General features: G+C 59.3%; 20 protein-coding genes and 1 pseudogene. 18 read left to right on the forward strand and 3 right to left on the reverse strand.

Features of this window, described 5'->3' with window-relative positions; translation table 11 throughout:
- Window positions 1–97: 97 nt before the first annotated feature.
- Window positions 98–2,644: pseudogene (locus EPN80_RS19860) on the reverse strand ([protein-PII] uridylyltransferase); the annotation flags it as partial.
- 164 nt (window positions 2,645–2,808) lie between these two features.
- Complete coding sequence (map, locus tag EPN80_RS19865; protein ID WP_293031629.1) at window positions 2,809–3,624, reverse strand: type I methionyl aminopeptidase; 816 nt, start codon at window positions 3,622–3,624, stop codon at window positions 2,809–2,811.
- Window positions 3,625–3,996: 372 nt separating this feature from the next.
- On the opposite strand from map, the gene rpsB reads away from it, so the two are divergent.
- From rpsB to EPN80_RS19945, 16 genes are all read left to right on the forward strand, one after another.
- A complete protein-coding gene (gene rpsB, locus EPN80_RS19870; protein ID WP_293031507.1) occupies window positions 3,997–4,749 on the forward strand; it encodes a 30S ribosomal protein S2 in 753 nt (250 codons plus the stop codon).
- Window positions 4,750–4,906: 157 nt separating this feature from the next.
- Window positions 4,907–5,800, forward strand: a complete 894-nt coding sequence (gene tsf, locus EPN80_RS19875; protein ID WP_293031510.1) for a translation elongation factor Ts — start codon at window positions 4,907–4,909, stop codon at window positions 5,798–5,800.
- 88 nt (window positions 5,801–5,888) lie between these two features.
- A complete protein-coding gene (gene pyrH, locus EPN80_RS19880) occupies window positions 5,889–6,602 on the forward strand; it encodes a UMP kinase (RefSeq protein ID WP_047214036.1) in 714 nt (237 codons plus the stop codon).
- A 73-nt stretch (window positions 6,603–6,675) separates the two neighbouring features.
- Window positions 6,676–7,236 (forward strand): ribosome recycling factor, encoded by a 561-nt coding sequence (gene frr / locus EPN80_RS19885; protein ID WP_047216465.1) that lies wholly within the window; start codon window positions 6,676–6,678, stop codon window positions 7,234–7,236.
- Window positions 7,237–7,270: 34 nt separating this feature from the next.
- Complete coding sequence (gene uppS / locus EPN80_RS19890) at window positions 7,271–8,047, forward strand: polyprenyl diphosphate synthase (RefSeq protein ID WP_293031517.1); 777 nt, start codon at window positions 7,271–7,273, stop codon at window positions 8,045–8,047.
- Window positions 8,048–8,857 carry a phosphatidate cytidylyltransferase gene (locus tag EPN80_RS19895; protein WP_293031520.1) on the forward strand — a complete coding sequence of 270 codons (810 nt, stop codon included), beginning with the start codon at window positions 8,048–8,050 and terminating at the stop codon, window positions 8,855–8,857.
- A gap of 1 nt (window position 8,858) precedes the next feature.
- The gene (gene ispC, locus EPN80_RS19900) at window positions 8,859–10,043 is read left to right on the forward strand and encodes a 1-deoxy-D-xylulose-5-phosphate reductoisomerase (RefSeq protein ID WP_293031522.1); all 1,185 of its coding nucleotides are present in this window, start codon (window positions 8,859–8,861) and stop codon (window positions 10,041–10,043) included.
- Window positions 10,044–10,055: 12 nt separating this feature from the next.
- Window positions 10,056–11,417, forward strand: a complete 1,362-nt coding sequence (rseP, locus tag EPN80_RS19905; RefSeq protein WP_293031524.1) for an RIP metalloprotease RseP — start codon at window positions 10,056–10,058, stop codon at window positions 11,415–11,417.
- A gap of 68 nt (window positions 11,418–11,485) precedes the next feature.
- The gene (bamA, locus tag EPN80_RS19910) at window positions 11,486–13,792 is read left to right on the forward strand and encodes an outer membrane protein assembly factor BamA (protein ID WP_293031527.1); all 2,307 of its coding nucleotides are present in this window, start codon (window positions 11,486–11,488) and stop codon (window positions 13,790–13,792) included.
- Between the two features lie 42 nt (window positions 13,793–13,834).
- Window positions 13,835–14,389 carry an OmpH family outer membrane protein gene (locus EPN80_RS19915; protein WP_293031530.1) on the forward strand — a complete coding sequence of 185 codons (555 nt, stop codon included), beginning with the start codon at window positions 13,835–13,837 and terminating at the stop codon, window positions 14,387–14,389.
- A gap of 10 nt (window positions 14,390–14,399) precedes the next feature.
- A complete protein-coding gene (lpxD, locus tag EPN80_RS19920) occupies window positions 14,400–15,464 on the forward strand; it encodes a UDP-3-O-(3-hydroxymyristoyl)glucosamine N-acyltransferase (RefSeq protein WP_293031532.1) in 1,065 nt (354 codons plus the stop codon).
- Window positions 15,461–15,925: a 3-hydroxyacyl-ACP dehydratase FabZ gene (fabZ, locus tag EPN80_RS19925; protein WP_047214029.1), complete on the forward strand. Its 465-nt coding sequence runs from the start codon at window positions 15,461–15,463 to the stop codon at window positions 15,923–15,925. Before lpxD ends, fabZ begins: the two co-directional genes overlap by 4 nt.
- 16 nt (window positions 15,926–15,941) lie before the next feature.
- Window positions 15,942–16,733: an acyl-ACP--UDP-N-acetylglucosamine O-acyltransferase gene (gene lpxA / locus EPN80_RS19930; protein WP_293031536.1), complete on the forward strand. Its 792-nt coding sequence runs from the start codon at window positions 15,942–15,944 to the stop codon at window positions 16,731–16,733.
- Between the two features lie 17 nt (window positions 16,734–16,750).
- Window positions 16,751–17,920, forward strand: coding sequence for a lipid-A-disaccharide synthase (lpxB, locus tag EPN80_RS19935; protein WP_293031539.1), 1,170 nt, complete (start codon window positions 16,751–16,753; stop codon window positions 17,918–17,920).
- Window positions 17,917–18,543, forward strand: coding sequence for a ribonuclease HII (gene rnhB / locus EPN80_RS19940; RefSeq protein ID WP_293031542.1), 627 nt, complete (start codon window positions 17,917–17,919; stop codon window positions 18,541–18,543). The genes lpxB and rnhB overlap by 4 nt, the downstream gene beginning before the upstream one ends.
- Window positions 18,544–18,552: 9 nt before the next feature.
- Window positions 18,553–19,335 carry an RNA methyltransferase gene (locus EPN80_RS19945; RefSeq protein ID WP_293031545.1) on the forward strand — a complete coding sequence of 261 codons (783 nt, stop codon included), beginning with the start codon at window positions 18,553–18,555 and terminating at the stop codon, window positions 19,333–19,335.
- 22 nt (window positions 19,336–19,357) lie between these two features.
- On the opposite strand, the gene EPN80_RS19950 is transcribed toward EPN80_RS19945, so the two are convergent.
- A complete protein-coding gene (locus EPN80_RS19950; RefSeq protein WP_293031548.1) occupies window positions 19,358–20,209 on the reverse strand; it encodes a pyruvate, water dikinase regulatory protein in 852 nt (283 codons plus the stop codon).
- A 1,136-nt stretch (window positions 20,210–21,345) separates the two neighbouring features.
- Here EPN80_RS19950 and ltrA point away from each other — a divergent pair.
- Complete coding sequence (ltrA, locus tag EPN80_RS19955; protein WP_293031550.1) at window positions 21,346–23,049, forward strand: group II intron reverse transcriptase/maturase; 1,704 nt, start codon at window positions 21,346–21,348, stop codon at window positions 23,047–23,049.
- 260 nt (window positions 23,050–23,309) lie between these two features.
- Window positions 23,310–25,703, forward strand: a complete 2,394-nt coding sequence (ppsA, locus tag EPN80_RS19960; protein WP_293031552.1) for a phosphoenolpyruvate synthase — start codon at window positions 23,310–23,312, stop codon at window positions 25,701–25,703.
- Window positions 25,704–25,718 lie beyond the last annotated feature (15 nt).

A 25,718-nucleotide genomic window follows, 5' to 3' on the forward strand; every position in this document is an offset into this window, starting at 1 on the left:
CCGCCCGGGCGCACCGGGGCACGTGTGCGCTCGGCCGGACGGGGATGCTTAGCGCTGAGTTTAGCGCGCGGTGTGTCGCTCATATTTCCAGGGTTTCAAGTAATTCGGTTTCAAGTGCGATTTGCAGACGATTGTCCTGCAAGCCGCGGCCATCGAGCAGAAATATATCTTCGACGCGTTCTCCGAGGGTGTTGATACGGGCCGCATGCACGCTGATGCGGTGCCGCGCCAGGACGCGGGCGATGGCGTACAGCAGGCCCGTGCGGTCGTTGGCCGAGATCGAAAGCAGATAGTATTGGCCGCGCTCGTCGGCACGCAGATCGACACGCGGCGTGATCGGGAAGGTGCGTGAGCGGCGCGGCAATCTGCCCTGATTCGGTTCGGGCAATGGCGACTGGCTGCTTAGCCGCTGCACCAACTCCGCTTCGACCAGATTGATGATGTCCCGGTAACTGGTGCCGGCGCCGGGGTCGGTGATCAGGAAGTTGTCGAGCGCATAGCCGTGGCGCGTGGTGTGAACCTTGGCGTCCAGAATCGACAGCCCCTTGCGCTCGAAGTAGCCGCAGATTCGGGCAAACAAGTCGGGTTGATCCGGCGCGTAGATAAATACCTGCAGGCCTTCACCGATGGGCGCCGGGCGTCCCTTGACGATCGGTGTCGGTGTATTGACGAAGCGGCATAGGTGACGTGTCTGCCAGGCAATGTCGGCAGCATCATTACGCAGGAAGTAAGCCACATCCAACTGATTCCACAAGGCTTCGTGGGCATGCTCCGGCACGGTGTACAAACGCAGCAGACTCAAGGCCTCGGCCTTGCGTGCTTTGAGTTGCGCGTGCGGATCGGGTTGTTCGCCGCCGAGCACCTGGCGGGTGATGCGGTACAGATCCTCGAGGAGTTTGCCTTTCCAGGCATTCCAGACTTTCGGGCTGGTGCCGCGGATGTCGGCCACGGTCAGCAGGTACAGTGCCGTCAGATAGCGCTCGTTGCCGACGACCTCGGCAAAACGCCGCACGACCTCCGGATCGGTGGTGTCCTGTTTTTGGGCGACCTGGCTCATGGTCAGATGCTGTCCGACCAGCCATACAACCAGCTCGGTATCTTCCGCGTCCATGCCGTGCTTGACGCAGAAGCGGCGGGCGTCGGTCATGCCGAGCTTGGAGTGATCGCCGCCGCGGCCCTTGGCGATGTCATGGAACAGCGCGGCGACAATCAGCACCCACGGACGGTCGAAATTGGCAATCAGCTGGCTGCAGAACGGGTATTCGTGGGCATGTTCGGCGATCATGAAGCGGCGTATGTTGCGCACCACCATCAGGATATGCTGATCGACCGTGTAGACATGGTAGAGGTCGTGCTGCATCTGGCCCACGACGCCGCGAAAACTGAGCAGATAGCGGCCCAGCACGCTGGTCTGGTTCATCAGTCGCAAGGCGTGTGTAATACCCCGCGTCTGCTGCAAAATCTGCAGGAAAAGGTGTCGATTTTCCGGGTTTGCACGCCACTGGACGTTCATCAGCTCGCGAGCGTTATAAAGCGCCCGCAGGGTGCGTGCCGATAGTCCCTTGGGGCCGACGATTTGCTCGTAGAGCAGGAAGGTTTCCAGAATCGCAGTCGGATGACGTTGATAGAGATCGTCATCGGCAATTTCGATCATGCCCTGTTTTTCGACAAATCGATCGTTGAGCACGCGCGTCACCCCGCTGCTTTGCGGGAACAGCCGCGCTTCGACGTTGAGCAGCAGAATGGTATTGAGTTGCGTGACGGCCTTGGCAGCCCAGTAATAGCGGCGCATCAGTTGTTCGCTGGCGCGCTTGGCGGCCGTCGGCTTGATGCCGAAGCGTTCGGCCAGCGGTGTTTGAAGGTCGAACACGAGGATGTCCTGGCGGCGTTGGGCGAGCAGGTGCAGGCGCGCGCGGATATTTTTCAGCAGACGCTCGTTACGTCGTAGTTCCTTGACCTCCCGAGCGGTCAGCAAGTCGCGTTGGTAAAGTTCGTCCCAACTGTTGCCCAGACCGGCTGCGCGCGTCATCCATAAAATCGTCTGCAAGTCGCGCAACCCGCCGGGGCTTTCCTTGCAGTTCGGCTCCAGGCTGTAAGGCGTGTCCTGGTATTTGGCGTGGCGCTGGCGCATTTCGAGTTGCTTGCCACGAAAGAATGCGCGAGGGTCCAGGGACGCTTTGAAACGGGCTTCGAATTGCGCGAATAAAGCGTGATCGCCGGTAATGAAGCGCGCCTCCAGCAGGCTCGTCTGGATCGTGATGTCGCTCTCGGCTTCGCTCAGACATTGCTCGACGGTGCGCACGCTGCTGCCGATTTCCAGGCCGATGTCCCACATAAAGCCGATGAAGCGCTCCAGCCGGCCCGCTATCGACTCATCGAGCGTGTCGGGGTGCAGGAGCAGGATGTCGACATCCGAGTAGGGAAACAACTCACCGCGCCCGTAACCGCCTACGGCAACGAGTGTCAGTTGCGGGGGTAACTCGCAGACTTGCCAGGCTTGTGTCGCGATCGCGTCGACGGTTCGGCTCAGGCCGCGCAATAGCGGATCGATTTTGCCTTGCTGACTGTAGTGTTCGAGCAAGGCGTCCTTGCGGGATTTGAGAGCCTGGCGAAGCGGATGAGGGGCGCGAGCATGGGCATGCATGGGCGGATTTTCCTGGCGCGGGGGCGGAAGGCCGCGCAAAGCACCTGCATGAATGCACGGCGCGCGCGGAGCCGATCGAATTATCGCATCAATTCGTTATAAGACGCGCGTGGCGCGAGCCGTCCGAATCAAGCTAATGGCTTCCCGGGCGCCGCAAAATGGCGTTATGAAGCGAGCGCTTCCAGGACGCTCGCGGGCCGTGCGGGGGTACCGGCCGAGACCGTCAGCACCTCATGCCCGGTTTCGGTGACGAGGATGGTGTGCTCCCACTGGGCCGAGAGGCTGCGGTCGCGCGTCTTGACCGTCCACAGGTCGGGCATGGTCCGAATGTCCCGCTTGCCGGCGTTGATCATCGGTTCAATGGTGAAAATCATGCCAGGCTGAATCTCCAGGCCAGTTCCCGGGCGACCGTAATGCACGACCTGCGGATCCTCGTGGAACACCTGGCCAATGCCATGTCCGCAGTATTCCCGCACGACGCTGAAGCCTTGTGCCTCGGCATGGCGTTGAATGGCATGGCCGATGTCGCCCAGGTGCGCGCCGGGCCGCACCTGCTCGATGCCCAGCCACATGCATTCGTAGGTGACATTCACCAGGCGCTTGGCCAGGATGGAGCCCTCGCCGACGATGAACATCCGGCTGGTGTCGCCGAAATAGCCATCCTTGATGACGGTAATGTCTATATTGAGAATATCGCCGTTCTTGATGACCTTGTCGCCGGGAATGCCGTGACAGATGACATCGTTGACGGAGATGCAGGTGGCTTTTGGGTAGGGCGGGTAGCCGGGCGGCTGGTAATTCAGGCACGCGGAAATGGTGTGCTGCTCCTGTTCCATATACTCGAGGCACAACCGGTCGAGCTCGCCCGTCGTCACCCCGGCTTTGACGTAAGGGGTGATGAAATCCAGTACCTCACTCGCCAGGCGACAGGCTACACGCATTTTTTCGATATCGTGAGCGGTTTTCAGGGTAATGGCCATGGTTTTGCGCAAAAAAACGAAAATATCGATCATTATCGCACCAAGTGAGGCCAACCGGTGCTCACGGCGTTTGAGTATGGCGCACCGGCCGGCGTCGATTTGGCGCGCGGTGGCGCGGCTTGAGCGTGCGGCTGCGCGGATGCTATAATCTCCGGCTAAGTCGGGTTCTGTCCGCGGGTTTTGCGGGATGGCGCAGTTCGAGCAGGATTGTCGTGATCGACGCGGCGGCGAATAAAGCCCGGACTTGGTAGTGAAATGTTTGTTAGCGCGCGAACCGATGCATCCAGGGTGTTTCCGTTGCGCAGGCCTTAGCGAGAGGCTGCGCCGGGAATGCGGCAATCGGTTTAAGACCCAACCCTTTTGGAGAATTTTATGTCCGCAACGATGCGTGAAATGCTGGAGGCGGGTGTCCACTTCGGCCACCAGACCCGTTTCTGGAATCCCAAGATGGCTCCGTATATCTTCGGCCATCGCAACAAGATTCACATCATCAATCTGGAGAAAACGCTGCCGATGTACCAGGATGCGCTGAAATACGTGCGTCAATTGGCAGCCAATCGTGGCACCATCCTGTTCGTCGGCACCAAGCGCCAGTCGCGCGAAACCATCGGCGAAGAAGCCGCGCGCGCCGGCATGCCTTATGTCAACAGCCGCTGGCTGGGTGGCATGCTGACCAACTTCAAGACCCTGAAGTCTTCCATCAAAAAGCTCAAGGACATGGAAGCCGCGGTTGCCGCAGGCGAAACCGAGCGGATGAGCAAGAAGGAAAGCCTCATGTTCCAGCGTGAGATGGCCAAGCTGGAGAAGTCGATCGGCGGCGTCAAGGATATGGGCGGTATTCCCGATGCGATTTTTGTGATCGACGTCGGCTACCACAAGATTGCCATCACCGAAGCCGTCAAGCTGGGCGTGCCGGTGATTGCGGTGGTCGATACCAACCACTCGCCCGAAGGCGTCGACTACATCATTCCGGGTAACGATGACTCGAGCAAGGCCGTGGCGCTGTACGCCCGCGGTGTGGCCGATGCGATTCTCGAAGGGCGCGCCAACGCCGTCAACGAGGTCGTCGAAGCGGTGCGTGGCGACGGCAGCGACGAATTTGTCGAAGTTAGCGACGAGGCGTAATCCCTCGCGCAGGCAAACCACAAAGGGGCCGCGGTTGAGCCCCTTTTTTTTGAAGTAAGCGTTTGAGCAGCCGAGGCTGAACCGTGGCACAGCAGCCAGGCAGCCGCCCGAGACGGGTGGGGCGTGTTCGACAGATTTTGAATTTCAGGAGTGACATATGGCGGCAATTACTGCAAGCATGGTGGCCGAACTGCGTGGCAAGACCGACGCGCCGATGATGGAGTGCAAGAAGGCGCTGACGGAAGCCGACGGCGATATGGACAAGGCCGAAGAGATTCTGCGCGTTAAATTGGGCAACAAGGCCAGCAAGGCTGCCAGCCGGGTGACAGCCGAGGGCATCGTGGCCGCGTGCATCGAAAGCCAGGGCGCGGGAAGCCTGGGCGCTTTGGTCGAGTTGAACTGCGAAACCGATTTCGTCGCCAAGAATGACGATTTCCTCGCGTTCGGCAAGACCGTGGCCGAACTGGTGGTCAAGCAGAACCCGGCCGATCTGGCGGCATTGTCGGCACTGCCGTTGCAAGGTTCGACGGTTGAACAGGTGCGCAAGGATTTGATCGGCAAGATCGGTGAAAATGTCGCGATTCGGCGCTTCGTACGCTACGACAGCCCAGTCAAGCTGACTTCCTACCTGCATGGTACCCGCATTGGCGTGCTGGTCGAATACGATGGCGCCGAGGAGCAAGTTGGCAAGGATGTGGCCATGCACATTGCGGCTATGAAGCCGGTGTCGCTGTCGGCCGAGCAAGTCCCGGCCGAGCTGATCGCCAAGGAGCGCAGCATCGCCGAGCAAAAGGCCGCCGAATCGGGCAAGCCGGCCGAAATCGTTGCCAAGATGGTGGACGGCAGCGTACAAAAATACCTCAAAGAGGTATCGTTGCTGAACCAAACGTTCGTCAAAAATGACAAACAAACCGTCGAACAGATGCTCAAGGCCACCAATACCGCGGTGAAGGGGTTCACGTTGTATGTCGTGGGCGAGGGCATCGAGAAGAAGCAGGATGACTTCGCAGCGGAAGTCGCTGCCCAAGTGGCTGCCGCCAAGCAGGCGTGATGCTGACGGAGGCGGCGCGCCAGCCGCCTCCGGAAAACTTTGTTTCAAACTCGATCACAGTGCCCACCTAGACCCTGCAAGGATCCTTATGCCTACTGCTTATAAGCGCGTACTTCTCAAGCTTTCCGGTGAGGCCCTGATGGGAGATGATGCTTTTGGCATCAATCGGGCCACGATCGAGCGCATGGTTGCCGATATCGCCGACGTCGTTCGTCTGGGCGTCCAGATGGCGATCGTGATCGGCGGCGGCAACATCTTTCGCGGCGTCGCGGGTGGCGCGGCCGGCATGGACCGTGCGACGGCCGACTATATGGGCATGCTGGCGACCATGATGAATGCCCTCGCGTTGCAGGATGCCATGCGCCACGCCGGAATCGAAGGCCGCGTGCAATCCGCGCTGCGTATGGATCAGGTGGTCGAGCCCTACATTCGGCCGCGCGCCATTCGCCAGCTCGAGGAGGGCAAGGTGGTGATCTTCGCCGCCGGCACGGGCAATCCGTTTTTCACCACCGATACCGCGGCGGCATTGCGCGGCTCCGAAATCGGCGCCGAGGTCGTGCTCAAGGCGACCAAGGTCGACGGAGTATACTCGGCCGATCCAAAGAAAGTGGCCGATGCGGTGAAGTACTCGACAATCAGTTTCGATGAGGCAATTTCAAAAAACCTGCAAGTCATGGATGCCACGGCATTTGCGCTGTGCCGCGATCAGAAATTGCCGATCCGCGTTTTCTCCATCGTCAAGCCCGGCGCGCTCAAGCATGTCGTTTTGGGCGAGAACGAAGGAACGCTCGTACACGTTTGATATTCCAAATTGAACGAGAATTTGCGCATGCGCAAATTCTTCTTTTTTTCTATTCCCTGGCTCGGAGGTTTTCATGACCGTTGCTGACATAAAACAGAATGTCCAGCAAAAAATGCAAAAGTCCATTGAGGCGTTCAAGGCCGATCTGGCCAAGGTACGCACCGGTCGGGCTCACACCGGGTTGCTGGATCACGTGCAGGTCGACTATTACGGCTCGATGGTCCCGATTTCCCAAGTGGCCAACGTCACGCTCGTCGATGGCCGCACGATTGGCGTGCAGCCGTGGGAGAAGAAAATGGTCGCCGCGGTCGAAAAGGCCATCCGCGAGTCGGATCTGGGGCTCAACCCCGCAACGCAAGGGGACCTGATTCGAGTTCCGATGCCCGCGCTGACCGAAGAGCGTCGTCGCGAGATGACCAAAGTGGTCAAAAGTGAGGCCGAAGGCGCCAAGGTCGCCGTACGGAACCTGCGTCGGGAGGCCAACGAGCAACTCAAGAAATTGCTCAAGGACAAGGAAATTTCTGAAGACGATGAGCGTCGCGCACAGGACGATGTCCAGAAGCTCACGGACAAATTCGTGGCTGAAATCGACAAGCTTGGCCAACAGAAAGAAAGCGAAATCCTGACGGTCTGAGACCGCGGTTGCACGGAGGGTGACTGACATCCTGATGGCTTATTCGAGTTCGACGCTGGCGGTGCCGGAGACTGTCGCGGTGCCGCGTCATATCGCCATTGTGATGGATGGCAATGGTCGCTGGGCGACGCGGCGTAAATTGCCTCGCGTGGCCGGACATGCGCGTGGCGTTGAGGCCGTGCGGGGCACGGTCGAGGCGTGCATGCGGCGCGGCGTTGAATATCTGACGTTATTCGCTTTCAGCTCCGAGAATTGGCGCCGCCCCGGCGAGGAAGTCTCCTTCCTGATGAAGCTGTTCATCGGCGCGCTGGAGCGCGAGATCGACAAGCTCGACGGCAACGGTATTCGCTTGCGGGTGATAGGAGCGCTCGAAGCGTTCGATCCCCGTATCCGAGAGTTGGTGCAGCAGGCCGAAGCCAGGACCGCGGGCAATACGCGGCTGACGCTGACGATCGCGGCGAACTACGGGGGGCGCTGGGATATCCTGCAGGCAGCGCGTCGTATGGCGCTTGAGGCCGGGGCCCAGAGCCTGTTGCTCGAGGGCGAGCCGAGCGAGGAGATGCTGGCGCGGCACCTGAGCATGGCCTATGCGCCTGAGCCGGATCTGTTTATCCGCACCGGGGGGGAACAGCGCATCAGCAACTTCCTGTTGTGGCAGCTCGCCTACACCGAACTTTACTTCACCGACACATACTGGCCGGATTTCGACGCTGCGGCGCTTGATCAAGCGATTGCTTCGTACCAATTGCGCGAGCGTCGTTTCGGGCGGACCAGCGCGCAAACCAAGAAAAATTCCGGAAAAATTCGATAAATGCTGAAGACACGCGTCTTGACCGCGCTGATTCTGCTGGCAATAGTGCTTCCCGCTCTGTTTCTCGGCACGCCAGGACAATTTGGTTTGGTGGTCGCGTTGGCGGTGATTTTGGGCGCCTGGGAATGGGCGCGTTTGCTGGGACTGCCGTTGGCTGGAAGCGTGCCCTATGCGCTGGTCGCCTTGGCTGGCGTGGCGGCCAGCTATGCGGGGGTTATTCCTTCGTCAGCCTGGCTGAGCCCCGCAGTGCTTTTTTGGCTTTTGATCGGCCCCTATACGCTATGGCGCAAACCGCAGACTTCCGGTGCATGGCGTGTTTTTCTTCTTCTGGCGGGTTGGGTAGTCCTGGTTGCCGCGTGGCAAGCGATCTGGCTGGCGCGCCAGCATGGCGTGATCTTTCTCTTGTCCGTGCTGGTTGTCGTCTGGCTGGCCGATTCCGGGGCCTATTTCGCGGGCAAAGCGTTTGGTCGGCGTAAATTGGCACCAGGCATCAGCCCGGGAAAGACCTGGGAGGGGGCGGCAGGAGGCTGGCTTCTGGTGCTGCTGGCCGCGGCCGTCGTGATGCTGATCGGTCGCCACGGGGAACCGACGCTGGTTTCGGTGCTGGTCGACCGCTTCGGGGTTGCAACTGGCGCGGTATGCTTGACGATACTGGTGATATACAGCATCGTGGGAGATCTTTTCGAGTCGCAACTCAAGCGCCAGGCCGGCAGAAAAGATTCCAGTGGATTGTTGCCCGGGCATGGAGGGATATTGGATCGTATCGATGCCCTTTTGCCTGTTCTGCCGCTTGTCATGCTATTTGTCTAATATGACACAACGCCTCGTCATACTTGGCTCTACCGGATCGATCGGCGACAGCACGATCGACGTGGTGGCGCGTCATCCCGACCGTTTCAGTGTGCATGCGCTGACGGCCCACCATAATCTCGACAAGCTCTTCGAGCAATGTTGCGCGCTGCGCCCGGCCCTAGCCGTCATTGGCGATGCCGACAAAGCAGCCGAGCTCGAACGGCGGCTGCGTACCAAGGGGCTTGCAACCGAGGTCGCGTATGGTCCGCAGGCGTTGTGCGCCGCCGCTGCCGCGCCGGAAGCGGATACCGTGGTCGCGGCGATCGTTGGCGCTGCGGGGCTGCCGCCAACGTTGGCGGCAGCGCGAACCGGCAAGCGTATCCTGCTGGCAAACAAGGAAGCGTTGGTCATGTCCGGGGCGCTTTTCATGCAGGCCGTCGCGGATGGCGGCGCCGAGCTGTTGCCGCTGGACAGCGAGCACAATGCCATCTTTCAGTGCCTGCCGTTTGCCACTGGCGCTTCGTCGCGGTCCGGCACCGGCGTGGAGCGCCTTGTATTGACGGCGTCGGGCGGGCCGTTTCGTGAGCGTGAACTGGCAACGCTCGCGAACGTTACGCCCGATGAGGCTTGTGCCCACCCGAACTGGGTGATGGGCCGCAAGATTTCGGTCGATTCGGCGACCATGATGAACAAGGGCCTGGAAGTCATCGAGGCGCACTGGCTGTTCGGCATGCCGGCCTCGCGCATCGAAGTGTTGATTCACCCCCAAAGCGTGATCCACTCGATGGTTTCTTATGCAGATGGCTCGATACTTGCTCAGTTGGGTAATCCTGACATGCGTACACCGATCGCGCATGCGCTCGCTCATCCGCAGCGCATCCAGTCGGGCGTCAAGCCACTGGATCTTGCCGAGGTGGCGCGCCTGACTTTCGAGCGTCCCAATTTGCAGCGCTTTCCATGCCTGCGTCTGGCATTCGAGGCGCTCGAGTTGGGCGGCACGGCGAGCACCATTCTGAATGCGTCCAATGAAGTGGCCGTTGCGGCGTTTCTCGATCGCCGTATCGGTTTTACCGCGATCGCGACGCTCGTCGAAGACGTTCTCAAGCGCATGCCGTCGAGCCAGGCTACATCGCTCGACGACGTGCTTGAAGTCGACCGGCGCGCTCGCGCGTTATCACGCGAAGTACTCGCGCGCCTGGGGTGATCGGAAGCCCAGATGATTGACTTCACGACCACGATCCTGGCTTTTGTCGTCGCTATTGGCGTGCTCGTGGTTATTCACGAATTCGGTCATTACTGGGTGGCGCGACGATGCGGTGTGAAGGTGCTGCGATTCAGTGTAGGTTTTGGCAAGCGGTTATTCAGTTGGCGGCATGGTCCTGACCAGACCGAATTCGCCGTTTGCGCGTTGCCGCTTGGCGGCTACGTGCGCATGCTCGATGAGCGCGACGAGACCCAGCAGGTGCCCGCGAATGAGGCGCACCGGGCCTTTAACCGGCAGACCGTAGGCAAGCGCTTCCTGATCGTGCTGGCCGGACCCGTCGCGAATTTCCTGTTGGCAATTCTCCTGTACGCGAGCCTGAATCTGGCCGGCGTGCTCGAGCCGTCTGCCCGGCTGGCGCCGCCGCCTGCCGGAACGATCGCAGCCGCCGCCGGGCTCAGCGGTGGCGAGACGGTGGTGGGAATTCGCGATCGAGACGGTAGCGTCACGCCGGTGCGATCCTGGGATGATCTGCGTTGGCAAATGCTCGACCCAGTCGTCAGCGCGGGTTCGATCACGTTGGTCGCCGGCGGTGATCAGGCGGGGCGCGATTATCGGCTCAATCTCGCTGGAAGCCGCATCGGCACTGATGACGACTTCATGCGACGGCTCGGCTTGCAACCAGCCGCCCAAATTTTCATTAGTGACGTCATTTCAAATGGGTCGGGTGCCCAAGCAGGCTTGCGGGCTGGTGATCAAGTGATCGAAATCGACGGGCGACCACTGTATTCCGCCTCGACGCTGGTGTCTGCCGTGCATGCCGACGCCGGGCGTGCCGTCCAGTTGACCGTGCTGCGCAATGGACAGACGCAAACGCTAACCGTGACGCCTCGTGCGCAACGCGACAGTAAAGGGAATTTGGAAGGCAAGATCGGCGTTGTCCTGGTCAACCGAATGCACACCGTGGAAGTTCGCTACGGTCCGCTGCAAGCCATTCAACGCGGCGTACAACACACTTGGGACGTGACCCGATTCTCGTTTCAGATGCTGGGCAGGATGATTGTCGGGCAAGCGTCGCTGAAGAATCTTAGCGGGCCTGTCACCATCGCTGATTACGCCGGTCAATCGGCGCGCTTGGGGCTCAGCTATTTCGTTGCTTTCCTGGCGCTGGTCAGCATCAGTCTCGGCGTGCTGAATCTGTTGCCGATTCCGGTTTTGGACGGGGGCTATCTGTTATATTATGCGGTCGAAGCAATCACTGGTCGAGCAGTTCCCGAGCAGTGGCAGGGTGTGTTGCAGCGGATCGGTTTGATTTGCATTGTGCTGCTATCCGCCGTTGCCCTATCTAACGACCTGTCAAAATTGCTGCATTTTTGATGGCGTCACATGTCCGCCGGCGGCGGGAAATCCGATATTACGGTTAAATAGTTTCTTGGGGAAGCAAGTTGTCCAAAAAATATCACCTTCTTCCGAAAACCCTGGTGACGGCAGTGTTGGCTGCTTACGGACTGGCCGCTCATGCGGTGACGCCCTTCGTCGTGAAGGACATCCGGGTTGAAGGTTTGCGGCGTATCGAACCGGGCACCGTGTTTGCCTATTTGCCGGTCAAGACCGGCGAGTTGTTCAACGACGAGAAAGGCACTGAAGCGATTCGGGCGCTTTACGCGACGGGATTGTTCAGTGACGTAAGTGTCGAAGAAGCACCCGGCGACATACTGATGATTCACGTGGACGAACGTCCAGCGATCTCGTCCGTCGATTTTCTTGGCATCAAGGAATTCGATAAGGATGCGCTGACCAAAGCGCTTTCGGCGGTCGGATTGGCCGTGGGTCAGAGCTTCAACCGCAACTTGCTCGACAAGGCCGAGCAAGAACTCAAGCGGCAGTACCTGACCCGCGGCTATTACGCGGCCGAGGTCAAGACCACTGTCACGCCGATGGACAGCAATCGGGTTGGCATCCAGTTTTCCGTGACCGAGGGACCGAAGGCCGAGATTCGGCAGATCAACTTCGTGGGCAACAAGGCATTCTCCGCTTCGGACCTGCGTGCCGAAATGGAGCTGGGGACGCCCAACTGGTTTTCCTGGTACTCGAAGAACGATCTGTATTCGAAGGAAAAGCTGACCGGCGACCTGGAAAAACTACGCTCCTTTTACTTGAATCGCGGTTATCTGGAATTCAACATCGATTCGACTGACGTGTCGATCACGCCAGACAAGCAATCGATGTATCTGACGCTCAATTTGCACGAAGGCGAGCCCTACAAGGTGTCTGGCGTCAAGTTGGTCGGAGACATGCTCGGCAAGCGCGACGCGATCGAAAAGCTGGTGCAACTGAAGGCAGGCGACACCTTCTCGGCAGCCAAGCTGCAAGGTACCACCAAAGCCATCACGAGCATGCTCGGAAATTATGGCTTTGCGTTTGCCAGCGTCAGCGCTCAGCCGCAAGTCGACCGCAAAAAGCATACCGTCGCGCTTACACTGGTGGTGGAGCCGGGGCGGCGCTTCTATGTCAACAAGATCAACATCGTCGGCAACTCTCGCACGCGCGACGTGGTGATTCGACGCGAGATGCGCCAACTCGAGAGTTCCTGGTTCGACGCAGCGAAACTCAAGCTGTCGAAAGACCGCATCAATCGTCTCGGCTATTTCACCGATGTCGACGTGACCACGCAGCCGGTGGCCGGCTCACCCGACCAGGTCAATATCACGGTCAGAGTCAAGGAAAAGCCGACAGGCACCATCAACGTCGGGGCCGGCTTCTCGTCGACCGATAAGGTCGTGCTGACAGCGGGCATCAGCCAGGACAACGTCTTTGGGTCGGGCACCAGCCTGTCGATGAATGTGAATACGGGCAAGACCTATCGAACCCTGACAGTTACCCAGGTCGATCCCTATTTCACGGTCGATGGCATCAGTCGTATCACCGATCTCTACTACCGCACGTATCAGCCGCTGTTGCTGACGAGCAATAGTGATTTCCGTATCAACACGACGGGCGGTAGCCTGAAGTTCGGTATTCCGTTCTCCGAGAGCGACACAGTTTACTTCGGCATCGGTATGGAGCAGACCAAGCTTCATCTGACTAACGATGGAACTACGCCGCAACGCTATATCGATTACGCGAATCAGTTCGGCTATGTCAGCAACAATTATCCGTTCACGATCGGATGGTCGCGGGATACCCGTGACAGCGCGCTGGTGCCTACGGAAGGTCATTATCAGCAGGCCAACATCGAAGTCGGTACCCCGATCGGCACCACCAAGTATTACCGGGCGTTCTACCAGCACCAGTTCTACTATCCGATCGCTCGCGGCTATACGTTGTCGATGAATGGCGAAATCGGATATGGCCACGGTTTTGGCGGCGAACCGTTCCCGATTTTCAAGAACTATTATGCTGGCGGTATCGGATCGGTGCGTGGCTATTCACCGAGTTCCCTGGGGCCGCACGACACCAATGGCGATCCGCTGGGCGGCGCGTCGGAATTGATCGGCAATATCGAAATGAGTTTCCCGTTGCCGGGCACCGGCTATGACCGCACGCTTCGGGTGTTCACCTTCCTGGACGGCGGTAACGTGTTCGATGAAGGGCAGCCCTACAAACTTAACGAGTTGCGTTACTCTTACGGCTTTGGTTTGTCGTGGATTTCGCCGATTGGCCCGCTGAAAATCAGTATGGGTTTCCCGCTGGTTCGCAAGGCCGGGGATCAGTATCAGAAATTCCAGTTCCAGGTCGGAACATCGTTCTAAATGCGATAGGCGACCGTTCGGACGCGTCGCTATTGAAGGGGTATGAGATTGAACAGAATACGCAAGCATTGGACCACCGGCTTGGCAGCGGTGCTGTTGGCGTGCACTGCGCTGCACGCGTCCGCGCAGGAGGCTCGCATCGCCGCGGTGAACTCCGACCGCATCCTGCGAGACTCGTTGCCGGCCAGGGTGGCGCAAGCCAAGCTCGAGAAAGAGTTTTCAAAACGGGATCATGATCTTCAATTGATGGCGCAGCGCCTTAAAACCATGTCCGAGAAGTTGGACAAGGACGGCCCGACGCTGTCGCCGATCGATCGCGCCAATCGTCAGCGTGAGCTGAACGATCTGAATAACGAGTTCCTGACCAAGCAGCGTGAATTCCGCGACGACTTGAATCAGCGCCGCAATGAAGAGCTGGCGTCGATTCTCGATCAGGCGAATCGTGTCATCAAGCAGATTGCCGAGAAGGACAAATACGACCTCATCGTGCAAGAAGCGGTCTACGTCAGTCCTCGGATCGATATCACCGATCAGGTGTTGCGCGTGATGAACGGCGGCACGCTGTCACCGAACGCCGCGAGTGCGCCGAGCAAGTGAGAGCGCTGAAATGACGTCGTTCTCGCTGGCGGAACTGGTGGCGAAATTCGGCGGTGAACTCATCGGCGATAGCGAGACGACGGTCACGGGACTGGCGCCGCTGGAACATGCCGAGCGCGGTCAACTGGCGTTTTTGTCGAATCCGCTGTATCTGAATCAGGTTGCGTCGTCTCGCGCCGGCGCGATCATTTTGGCGCGTCGCGATTTCGAAAAGGTCGAACGCACCTCTGGCCGTAACTGGATTATCGCGGCAAACCCCTACGCTTATTTTGCTCGCGTTGCGCAGTTGCTTGCCGCCTCCAATGCCCCTGCGGTGATTCCCGGCGTGCACGCCAGCGCAGTCATAGATCCATCGGCCCGCATTGCCGCCAGCGCGAGTATTGGGCCGAATACCGTCATCGAAGCCGGAGTGTTGATTGGCGAGCGGGTGTGCATACAGGCCAATTGCTTCGTCGGGCGCGGTACCGTGATCGGCGACGACACGCTGATCTATGCCAATGTCACCCTCTATCATGGCAGTGTGATTGGCGCTCGCAACATCCTGCACGCAAGCGTGGTAATCGGTGCCGACGGATTCGGATTTGCCCCCGATTTCTCCTCGCAGGGCGGCGAGTGGGTGAAGATCCCTCAGGTCGGTCGAGCGGTTCTAGAAGACGATGTCGAGGTTGGCGCCAGCACCAGCATCGATCGCGGTGCGATGGCTGATACCGTGATCGAGCGAGGCTGCAAAATCGATAATCAAGTGCAGATCGGCCACAATGTCCGGGTTGGCGCCTACACGGTGATCGCGGGTTGCGCGGGTATCGCGGGCAGCACGACGATCGGGCGCTACTGCATGATCGGCGGGGCGGCAGGTATCGCAGGGCACGTCACCATAGCCGATAGAGTGACGATCGCGGCAAAATCCGGGGTCACCAAATCGATCTCCAAGCCAGGCACCTACAGCAATGCCTTGACAGCAATTCCTCATGCCGAGTGGAATAAAAATGCCGCCATCGTGCGCAATCTCGACAAGATGCGCGATCGAATCAAACAACTCGAGGCGATCGTCAAAGATTTGCAGAACACCAAATGAACCAGAACACCGTCAAAATCGATATTCACCAGATTCTCAAGCTGCTGCCGCACCGCTACCCCATGCTGTTGGTTGATCGCGTCATCGAGCTCGAGCCCCACAAGAGCATCACGGCGATCAAAAACGTGACGATCAATGAGCCGTTCTTTACTGGTCATTACCCGCAACGGCCCGTGATGCCCGGGGTGCTGATCATCGAGGCCCTGGCGCAGACCGCGGCTTTATTGACATTCTCAGAAGACACCGAGCACGGTGAGGATTCGCTGTATTACTTCGTCGGCATCGATGGTGCTCGTTTCAAGCGGCCCGTCGAGCCGGGCGATCAGATGGTGCTTCATGTCGACTTCGAGCGTTTTTTGCGCGGCATCTGGAAGTTCAAGGGGCGGGCAATGGTTGATGGCGTCGTTGCTGCAGAGGCCGAGTTCATGTGCATGATCAAGAAGAACCCTGAAGCCAACTGACGGGTACCGGAACAAGATGGCGAATATCCACTCCACCGCGATTGTCGACCCGAAAGCGACACTGGCAGACGACGTGTCGATCGGCCCTTATGCGGTCATTGGCCCCGATGTCACGTTGGGCAGCGGTACTCAAATCGGTTCTCACAGCGTGGTCGAAGGGCATACGACGCTTGGCAAGGACAACCGCATCGGCCATTTCGCCTCGGTCGGCGGCATGCCGCAGGATATGAAATATCGGGGTGAGCCGACTCGGCTGGAGATCGGTGATCGCAACACAATCCGCGAATTCACCACGATTCACACGGGCACCGCGCAGGATGCGGGAGTCACCCGTATCGGCAACGATAACTGGATCATGGCCTACGTGCATATCGCGCACGATTGCCAGGTCGGCAACAATACGGTGTTCTCCAGCAACGCCCAGATTGCTGGGCACGTGCATGTCGGTGACTGGGCCATTCTCGGCGGCATGGCGGGGGTGCACCAATTCGTGCGCATCGGCGCGCACGCGATGCTCGGTGGCGCCTCTGCACTCGTGCAGGACATCCCTCCCTTCGTGATTGCCGCCGGCGACAAGGCGGTACCGCACGGCGTCAACGTCGAAGGTCTGCGGAGGAGAGGATTTTCCGCCGAGACCATTGCCGCGCTGCGCAACGCATACAAACTGGTCTACAAGAGCGGTTTGACACTCGAGGAAGCCAAGTTGCAGATTTCCGCGTTGGCGGCCGCTGAGACGGGGGCCGTGGCCGACGCGCTGCGCTGTTGGCTCGATTTCCTGAATACGGCCACACGCGGCATCATTCGCTGAGGTCTGAGGGCCACGCGATGACTATGCCATCGGGAGGACTGCGCCTGGCAATGGCCGCCGGAGAGCCCTCCGGTGACCTGCTGGGCGGCGCATTGCTGTCGTCCTTGTCGGCGCGACTGCCGATCGATACCACCTATTTCGGCATTGGCGGCCCCAAGATGAGCGCCGCCGGTTTTCACGCAAATTGGCCGATCGACAAGCTGGCCGTACGCGGCTACGTCGAGGTACTGCACAATTTGCGGGATATCCTGGCGATTCGCCGTGATCTGCGGCGCACCTTGCTCGCCACGCCGCCGGATATCTTCATCGGCATCGATGCGCCTGATTTCAATTTTTCTGTCGAGGAAGCGCTACGCGCGGCCGGCGTGCCGGTTGCGCATTTCGTCAGCCCGTCGATTTGGGCATGGCGCGGAGGCAAGATAAAAAAGATCCGGGGCGCGGTCGACCACATGCTGTGTCTGTTTCCATTCGAGCCGGAAATCTATCATCGCGCCGGCGTTGCCGCGACGTTCGTCGGGCACCCGTTGGCAGACGTCATTCCCATGTGCCCCGATCCGGCTGCTGCACGCCGGCGTCTCGGCCTCTCTGAAGAGGGCCAGATCGTCGCGGTCTTGCCCGGCAGTCGGCGTGCCGAAATTGCATTGCTGACACCGGTCTTCCTTGCCGCGATGGCATTGATGCAGACGCGTCAGCCTGGTTTGCGGTTCGTGCTGCCGGCTGCCTCCGAGACGCTGCGCGAGCAGTTGCGGCCGCTGCTCGCCGCCTATCCCGAACTGGCGCTGACAGTGACCCGGGGAGCCTCCCACGATGCCCTCGAAGCCGCTGATGCGGTATTGCTGGCCAGCGGAACGGCAACGCTGGAAGCCGCCTTATACAAAAAGCCGATGGTCATTTCCTACAAGGTCCCTTGGCTGACAGCGCAACTGATGAAGCGCATGGGGTATTTGCCCTACGTCGGCTTACCGAATGTGCTCGCCGGTCGCTTCGTCGTGCCCGAACTGCTGCAGGAGGCCGCTACGCCGGAGGCGCTCGCCGAGGCGACGCTCTCGCAGTTGAACGACGATGACAATCGACGCACCCTGGCTGATTTGTTTACCGAAATGCACGTCACGCTCAAACGGGATGCCGCCGCGCGCGCGGCCGACGTGATTGTCGGAATGCTGCCGGCCGGCCGGAGCGCAGGATGAACCGCCGGCACAACGCCTCGCAAATCGCCCTTGCGTTCGACGCCCCCGACGATCTGGCGTGCGGCGTCGACGAGGCTGGGCGCGGCCCGCTTGCCGGCCCGGTGGTGGCCGCCGCGGTCATTCTTGATCCGGCCCGGCCAATCGGCGGGTTGGCCGATTCCAAAAAGCTTACGGCAAAGCGGCGCGAAGTGCTTTACGAGCAAATCCAGGAAAGGGCGTTGGCATGGCATATCGCGCTTGCCGACGTCGAGGAAATCGATCGCCTGAACATTCTGCATGCAACCATGCTGGCGATGCAGCGTGCGATCGCTGGATTGCAGCCACAGCCGACGTTGGCCCTGATCGACGGTAATCGCTGTCCGACCCTGCCGATGCGCGCCGAGGCAATCGTCAAGGGCGATGACAAGGTCGCCGCGATTTCCGCCGCGTCGATTCTGGCCAAGGTATCGCGTGACCGGATGCTTTGCACGCTGCACGCAAGCTACCCGCAGTATGGCTTCGATGTCCATAGTGGCTATCCGACGCCGCAGCATTTGGCCGCGTTGCGTGAATTCGGTGCGACCCCTCATCATCGGCGATCCTTTGCCCCGGTGCGTGACGTATTGGCGGCGACCAGCGCTTAAGGACCCGGCATGAAGCACATCACCTCCAAGGACAATGCGTTTTTCAAGCACCTGAAGCAGCTCGCGCACTCCAGCCAGCAGCGGCGCCGGGCCGGCAATGCGCTGCTCGAGGGCATCCATCTGGCCGATGCCTATCTGGATGCCTGCGGTCAGCCGCTGCACTGCGTGGTGTCGGAGTCGGCGCTGGACAGCGCCGGCGTGCAGGACGTGCTCGCGCGGGTCGACAGCGAGCGTCTGATCTGCCTGCCCGAGGCGCTCTTTCACGGCCTGAGCACCGTCGTCAACGGTATCGATCTGCTTTTCGTGGTAACGGTGCCAACGGGGCGGTTACCGGAGCATCAATCCACGGACTGCGTGATTCTCGACGCCGTACAGGACGCCGGTAATGTCGGCTCAATTCTGCGCAGTGCGGCTGCCGCCGGTATTCCGGACGTCTATTGCACCGCGGGGACAGCCTTTTGCTGGTCGGCCAAAGTATTGCGGGCCGGCATGGGGGCGCACTTCCTGCTCAATATCGTGGAGCACTGCACATTCGAAGGACTGGCTCCGCGGCTCTCGGGGCAAATTCTGGCAACTACCTCCCACGCCGACCAGACCATCTACCAACAGGATCTGACGCAACCGGTAGCGTGGATTTTCGGTAACGAGGGCGCGGGGGTCTCGGAACCTTGGATGAGCGTAGTGACCCATCCAGTCAAAATTCCGCAACCCGGCGGCATGGAGTCGCTCAACGTGGCGGCCAGCGCCGCCGTGTGCCTGTTCGAGGCGGTTCGCCAGCGCAGCCGGCCATAGGAGGCGGCCGCACGCAGGCTCATCAATAGCCGTCGCGCTCCAGACGTACTTCTTGCAGGATCGTCGTGGCGATTTCCTCGATCGACTTGTGCGTGGACGACAGCCATTTGATGCCCTCGCGCCGCATCATGGCTTCAGCCTCGTTCACTTCATAGCGGCAGTTCTCGAGCGACGCATACTTGCTGCCCGGCCGACGTTCATTGCGAATTTCGGAGAGCCGCGTCGGGTTGATCGACAAACCGAACAGCTTGTGCTTGAAGTGGCTCAGCGCCGATGGCAGGCGACCGCGCTCGAAATCGTCAGGGATCAGCGGATAATTTGCCGCCTTGACGCCATATTGCAGTGCCAGATAGAGGCTGGTCGGTGTTTTGCCGCTGCGCGACACACCCACCAGAATGACATCGGCGCTCTCGAGATTCTTGTCGGACTGCCCGTCATCATGAGCCAGCGAAAAATTGATCGCCTCGATACGATTCTTATAGGCGTCGCTATCCGCATTCTGGTGAAAACGTCCGATCGCATGCGTCGACTTCAGCTCCAGCTCGTGTTCCAGCGGTTCGATGAATTTCTGGAACATGTCGAGCACCAGGCCCCGCGTGCGCGTCACGATCGCATTGGCTTTGCTGTTGACCAGCGTGGTGAATACGATCGGGCGAACCCCTTCGACGCGCTCCACCTCATTGATTCGGCTGGCCGCCTCGTATGCCTTGTCGACCGAGTCCACAAAAGGCAACCGGATCAGGCGAAAGCGCATTTCGAACTGCGTGAGAATGGAATGCGCAAAGGTTTCAGCCGTAATGCCGGTGCCGTCCGATACCAAAAAGACGGGGCGGGGCGGGCGATCGGTCACGGCAGGCAGGTCGGAGGAGTTCATATGGGGGGCGGCCAAGCGAGGGGCGGTTCGGTTTTTTGCATCGCAAAATGCAGCTTCGCACGGTAGAATAGCGGCAACTGTGCGACACGTGCTCGTGTCCGGATCGGACCTCGTCCGTAATAGAGGAAGCCCCAACCGTGAGGCGGGCGGTAGATTATAAAACGATTTATCTGAACAAGGCTTGTCCTTAGGGTCAGAGGAAACAGCAAAGTCGGGTCGTCACGGCCTGGCTTTGCCGGTGTAGAGACTGTTGGGCGGTTTCACCAACAGTCCTCGCACCGCAACTACCTGATTACCGTCAGGTACCGCAGTCGGCGGCATCATTTCCGCCGACAAGGCGGGGGTAATGGTTGTGCTTTCGAGCCTTCGAGCTCCGGATTGTGAAAAGGAAACGAGCGAAGCTCGGTGTGTCATTGTTCGACCCCATCCGAGGCTTGGGTGGGTGTAGTGAACCTGCTATACGACTAGCAGTAGCCTAGGAAGACATGCGTTGCTGGTAACGGCAGGGTGTGAAGCTCTTCCGACAACGTATCCCCCGGAAGTTTCGGGCGTGTCGATCCTGTGAAGGGTCGGTGCGGATACTCCTAGCAGCAAGGGGGTAAAGGAGCAAGGCTGGCTGAAATGGTCAACGTAAAGTGAACTGCTGATAAACCTCGTCACTATTGAAGAGCCAAAGCTGCTTGCGGTATCGGGCTCTAGCCAAAATGGCATGCGGTCGGTTGACCCACTGGTTGCTTGGGTTACGTCGTCATCAGACCGTCGGGGAAAAGGCAGGACCTGCCTCAGTCGTGTGACATGCCGGGAACGTGGTAAGCCCGTATCGTCGCTGGTCGAAGTCGACCAGCAAGGTGTTCCGCGAGGGGCACTGATGGCGGTGCGGGTATGGGATGACGGAAAAAGCGAAGGCTGGCCTGTAATCGGCCGGATAGGGGTTGAGACATTACCCCACGCGAAAGCGAGCCCACTTCCGTCTGGTCTACCGTCGTAAGACGGTCTGACTGACCTTTAGAAAACTGGTGGCGGTACGGACGTGTTCGTGCCGCCTTTGAAATATTCCCCGCGGGGGGCGTTATCGCTCCCCGCAGGGGGAAGATGCGCCTCCCGTCTGGGGATTTCTTCCAGATGAGGAGAGCAGCATGAAAGTATCAATCCGAAAGGATGGATCTGCGCCCTCCCATGGGCCGGACGACTGGCACGCTATTGATTGGCGCCGGGTTGAACGGACCGTGAAGGGAATGCAGATTCGAATTGCGAAGGCGACGCGGGAAGGCAAATGGCGCAAGGTGAAAGCCCTGCAACGGATGCTGACCCGCACGTTGTCCGCGAAGCTGTATGCGGTACGACGTGTTACGCAAAATACTGGCGCGCGAACGGCGGGAGTCGATCGCGAACTGTGGGAAACGCCTGAGAATCGACTGGCAGCAGTCGGCAGGTTGGAGCAGCGTGGGTATCGACCTATGCCATTACGGCGGGTTTATATCCCGAAGGCCAATGGAAAGAAGCGTCCTCTGGGCATTCCGACCATGCGAGACAGGGCGATGCAGGCCCTGTATCTGCTGGCCCTCGAGCCGGTGGCAGAGTCCACGAGCGACCCGAACTCGTATGGGTTTAGGAGAAATCGCTCGACGGCCGATGCCATGTCCCAGCTGTTTGTTTCCTTATCCGCGAAGGTTTCGGCCAAGTGGGTACTGGAAGCGGACATCAAGGGATGCTTCGACCATATCAGCCATGACTGGCTGGAGAACCATGTCCCAATGGACAAGGTAATTCTTCGGAAGTGGCTGAAATCCGGTCTGCTGTATCAAGGTCGGTATCAGGCAACAGAAGCCGGTACGCCGCAGGGGGGCATCATTTCCCCAACGCTGGCAAATATTGCGCTGAACGGGCTGGAATCGGAACTGGTGGCGCACCTTGGTGCGAAACTGGGCAAGGGGAAAGCCAGGAAGCTGAAAGTGAATGTGGTGCGGTACGCGGATGACTTCGTGATCACCGGCGTCTCGAAGGAGGTGCTGGAAAATGAGGTCCGACCTTGGGTGGAAGCTTTCCTGGCAGTACGGGGACTGCAACTATCTGAGGAGAAAACGCGGATTGTTCACATTGGCGAAGGCTTTGATTTCCTGGGGTGGAATTTCCGGAAGTACTCGGGAACGCTGCTCATCAAACCGAGCAAGAAGAACACGCAAGCGTTCTATCGCAAGGTGGCGGAAACGATCGGCAACAATATGACGGTGAAGCAGGAGAAACTGATTCGACTGCTGAACCCGATGCTACGGGGCTGGGCGCAATATCACAGTCCCGTGGTGGCCAAGCAGGCATACAGCCGCATGGAGCATCTGATATTTCAGAGGCTCTGGCGGTGGGCGAAGAGGCGACACTCCAACAAGAACACCGATTGGGTGAAAAAGAAATACTTTCACACAGTAGGTAAACGAAATTGGGTGTTTGCCACCCCCGCAGTCCGGAAAGATGGTAGTAAGGGGCTGCTCGAGCTGTACCAGATCAGCGGTACGGTGATTCAGCGGCACAAGAAGGTCAAAGGGGACTTTAGTCCCTTTGATCCGAGTATGGAGCAGTATGGCGAAGAGCTGCGACAGAAGCGTATGGAGAAATCCAGAAGCTATCTGAGACAGTGGTTCAGCCTGTACTCATCGCAGCAGGGCAACTGTGCACTCTGCGGTGAAGCACTCGAGTTTGATAATGGCTGGCACGACCATCATTTGGTGTACAAGATGCATGGCGGTACCAATGCGCTATCGAACCGAGTGCTGCTGCACCCTAACTGCCACCGACAGGTGCATGCTGGTAAAATTGCGGTAACTAAGCCGGTTCCGGTCAAGTAAGACGGGACTTTGAATAGGAAACTATTAATGTAGATTGGAGCCGTATGCGGTGAAAGTCGCACGTACGGTTCTTAGGGGGCTCCTTCTCTGCAAAGAGAGGGAGCTACCCGCCTGTTGGATAAGCAATTGCCTCAGACGCCGAACCGGCGCGGCGCCGCCGGACTTTTCGGCGCCAGTCGATTCCTTATCCAACAGGTTGTGTGTCGCACTGTAAAGCCCAGACATGCAGCTCAGAATTTTTTCTCACTTTAGGGGCTTTTATGACTAACGCAGCACACGACGGCGCCTACGTGGTGCCGTTTGAGCATTTGCGAATGACGGATGTCGACTCGGTGGGCGGCAAAAACGCGTCGCTCGGCGAGATGATCAGCCAGCTTGCCGAAGCAGGTGTGCGGGTGCCGGGCGGCTTTGCCACCACGGCGCACGCCTTCCGTGATTTCCTGGCGCATAACAACTTGACCGAGCGCATCGCGCAACGTCTTGCCGGGCTCGACATCGATAACGTCAAGGCGCTGGCCCAGGCCGGCGCCGAAATTCGGCAATGGATCGTCGAGGCACCGCTTCAACCGAAGCTTGAGGAAGAAATTCGCACGCATTTTCAAAAGCTTGCAGGCGATTCTTCGAGTGAGATGTCATTCGCGGTGCGATCCTCCGCCACTGCTGAAGATTTGCCCGATGCGTCGTTCGCCGGGCAGCAGGAAAGCTACTTGAACGTGGTCGGCATCGATGATGTGCTCGATCGCATCAAGCACGTGTTTGCCTCGCTCTACAACGATCGGGCAATCTCCTACCGTGTGCACAAGGGCTTCGAGCATGCCGAAGTGGCGTTGTCGGCGGGCGTGCAGCGCATGGTGCGCTCCGACTGCGGCGCGGCCGGCGTGATGTTCACGATCGACACGGAATCCGGCTTCAAGGATGTCGTCTTCATCACCGCCAGCTACGGGCTGGGTGAAACGGTGGTGCAGGGCGCCGTCAATCCCGACGAATTCTACGTTTTCAAGCCGACGCTGCAGCAAGGCAAGTATCCCATCATTCGGCGCACGATCGGCTCGAAACTGATCAAGATGGAGTTCACCCAGGCGGGCGAGGCTGGTCGCGTCAAGACCGTCGACGTACCGCTCGAAATGCGCAACCGCTACGCCATCAGCGACAGCGACACGGTGGAGCTTGCCAAGTACGCCGTCATCATCGAGAAGCACTACGGCCGCCCGATGGATATCGAGTGGGGCAAGGACGGCAAGGACGGTAAAATTTACATCCTCCAGGCTCGACCCGAAACCGTCAAGAGCCAGGCCGCCGGCACCGTCGAGCAAAGATTCAAGCTCAAGGGCGCCGCACCGGTGCTGACCACCGGACGCGCGATTGGCCAGAAAATCGGTGCGGGTCCGGTCCGTGTCGTTCGCGATGCCTCCGAAATGGAGCGCGTGCAACCGGGTGACGTCCTGGTCGCCGACATGACCGATCCGAACTGGGAGCCCGTGATGAAGCGCGCCTCGGCGATCGTCACCAACCGTGGCGGCCGCACCTGCCACGCGGCAATCATCGCGCGCGAACTCGGCGTGCCTGCGGTGGTCGGCTGCGGTGATGCGACCGAACGGCTGAAGGACGGCTCGCTGGTCACCGTGTCTTGTGCGGAAGGCGACGAGGGCAAGATCTACGACGGATTGCTGGAGACCGAAGTCACTGAAATCCAGCGCGGCGAGATGCCCAACATCCCCATCAAGCTCATGATGAATGTGGGCAACCCCCAACTGGCGTTCGATTTTGCCCAACTGCCCAATCAGGGGGTTGGGCTGGCGCGCCTCGAATTCATCATCAACAACAACATCGGCGTACACCCGAAGGCGATTCTCGAGTATCCGAACGTCGATGCCGATTTGAAAAAAGCAGTCGAGTCGGTCGCGCGCGGGCATGCGTCGCCGCGCGCCTTCTATGTCGACAAGCTGGCCGAGGGCATTGCCACCATTGCCGCTGCCTTCTACCCGAAATCAGTCATCGTGCGTTTGTCCGATTTCAAGTCGAACGAATACAAGAAACTGATCGGCGGTTCGCGTTACGAGCCGGACGAGGAAAACCCGATGCTGGGCTTCCGTGGCGCCTCGCGCTACATTGCCGAGGATTTTGCGCTCGCCTTCGAAATGGAGTGCCTGGCGCTCAAGCGCGTGCGCGAAGAGATGGGACTGACCAACGTCGAGATCATGGTGCCGTTCGTGCGGACCCTCACGCAAGCCGAACAGGTCGTCAACCTGCTGGCCAGGCACGGTCTCAAGCGTGGTGAAAACGGCTTGCGCCTGATCATGATGTGCGAGGTGCCGTCCAATGCCATCCTGGCTGAGGAATTCCTCGCATTCTTCGACGGCTTCTCGATTGGCTCGAACGATCTGACCCAACTGACGCTTGGGCTGGATCGCGATTCCGGCATGGAACTGCTCGCCAAGGATTTCGACGAGCGCGACCCGGCGGTGCTTTTCATGCTGAGTCGCGCCATCAAGGCGTGTCTGGCCAACGGCAAATACGTCGGTATCTGCGGGCAGGGGCCGTCCGATCATCCGGATCTGGCCGAATGGTTGGCAAGGGAGGGCATTGCGTCGATGTCGCTCAACCCTGACACGGTGATCGACACGTGGCAGCATCTGGCCAAGCTCAAGCTGTAAGCAAAGGCCGAAAAA

It is taken from the genome of Pandoraea sp., assembly GCF_004297875.1.
GTDB lineage: Bacteria > Pseudomonadota > Gammaproteobacteria > Burkholderiales > Burkholderiaceae > Pandoraea.

Coding starts and splice junctions, on each gene's coding strand:
- map (WP_293031629.1), bottom strand. CDS start 3,624: ATGGCCATTACCCTGAAAACCGCTCACGATATCGAAAAAATGCGTGTA.
- rpsB (WP_293031507.1), top strand. CDS start 3,997: ATGTCCGCAACGATGCGTGAAATGCTGGAGGCGGGTGTCCACTTCGGC.
- tsf (WP_293031510.1), top strand. CDS start 4,907: ATGGCGGCAATTACTGCAAGCATGGTGGCCGAACTGCGTGGCAAGACC.
- pyrH (WP_047214036.1), top strand. CDS start 5,889: ATGCCTACTGCTTATAAGCGCGTACTTCTCAAGCTTTCCGGTGAGGCC.
- frr (WP_047216465.1), top strand. CDS start 6,676: ATGACCGTTGCTGACATAAAACAGAATGTCCAGCAAAAAATGCAAAAG.
- uppS (WP_293031517.1), top strand. CDS start 7,271: ATGGCTTATTCGAGTTCGACGCTGGCGGTGCCGGAGACTGTCGCGGTG.
- EPN80_RS19895 (WP_293031520.1), top strand. CDS start 8,048: ATGCTGAAGACACGCGTCTTGACCGCGCTGATTCTGCTGGCAATAGTG.
- ispC (WP_293031522.1), top strand. CDS start 8,859: ATGACACAACGCCTCGTCATACTTGGCTCTACCGGATCGATCGGCGAC.
- rseP (WP_293031524.1), top strand. CDS start 10,056: ATGATTGACTTCACGACCACGATCCTGGCTTTTGTCGTCGCTATTGGC.
- EPN80_RS19915 (WP_293031530.1), top strand. CDS start 13,835: ATGAGATTGAACAGAATACGCAAGCATTGGACCACCGGCTTGGCAGCG.
- lpxD (WP_293031532.1), top strand. CDS start 14,400: ATGACGTCGTTCTCGCTGGCGGAACTGGTGGCGAAATTCGGCGGTGAA.
- fabZ (WP_047214029.1), top strand. CDS start 15,461: ATGAACCAGAACACCGTCAAAATCGATATTCACCAGATTCTCAAGCTG.
- lpxA (WP_293031536.1), top strand. CDS start 15,942: ATGGCGAATATCCACTCCACCGCGATTGTCGACCCGAAAGCGACACTG.
- lpxB (WP_293031539.1), top strand. CDS start 16,751: ATGACTATGCCATCGGGAGGACTGCGCCTGGCAATGGCCGCCGGAGAG.
- rnhB (WP_293031542.1), top strand. CDS start 17,917: ATGAACCGCCGGCACAACGCCTCGCAAATCGCCCTTGCGTTCGACGCC.
- EPN80_RS19945 (WP_293031545.1), top strand. CDS start 18,553: ATGAAGCACATCACCTCCAAGGACAATGCGTTTTTCAAGCACCTGAAG.
- EPN80_RS19950 (WP_293031548.1), bottom strand. CDS start 20,209: ATGAACTCCTCCGACCTGCCTGCCGTGACCGATCGCCCGCCCCGCCCC.
- ltrA (WP_293031550.1), top strand. CDS start 21,346: ATGAAAGTATCAATCCGAAAGGATGGATCTGCGCCCTCCCATGGGCCG.
- ppsA (WP_293031552.1), top strand. CDS start 23,310: ATGACTAACGCAGCACACGACGGCGCCTACGTGGTGCCGTTTGAGCAT.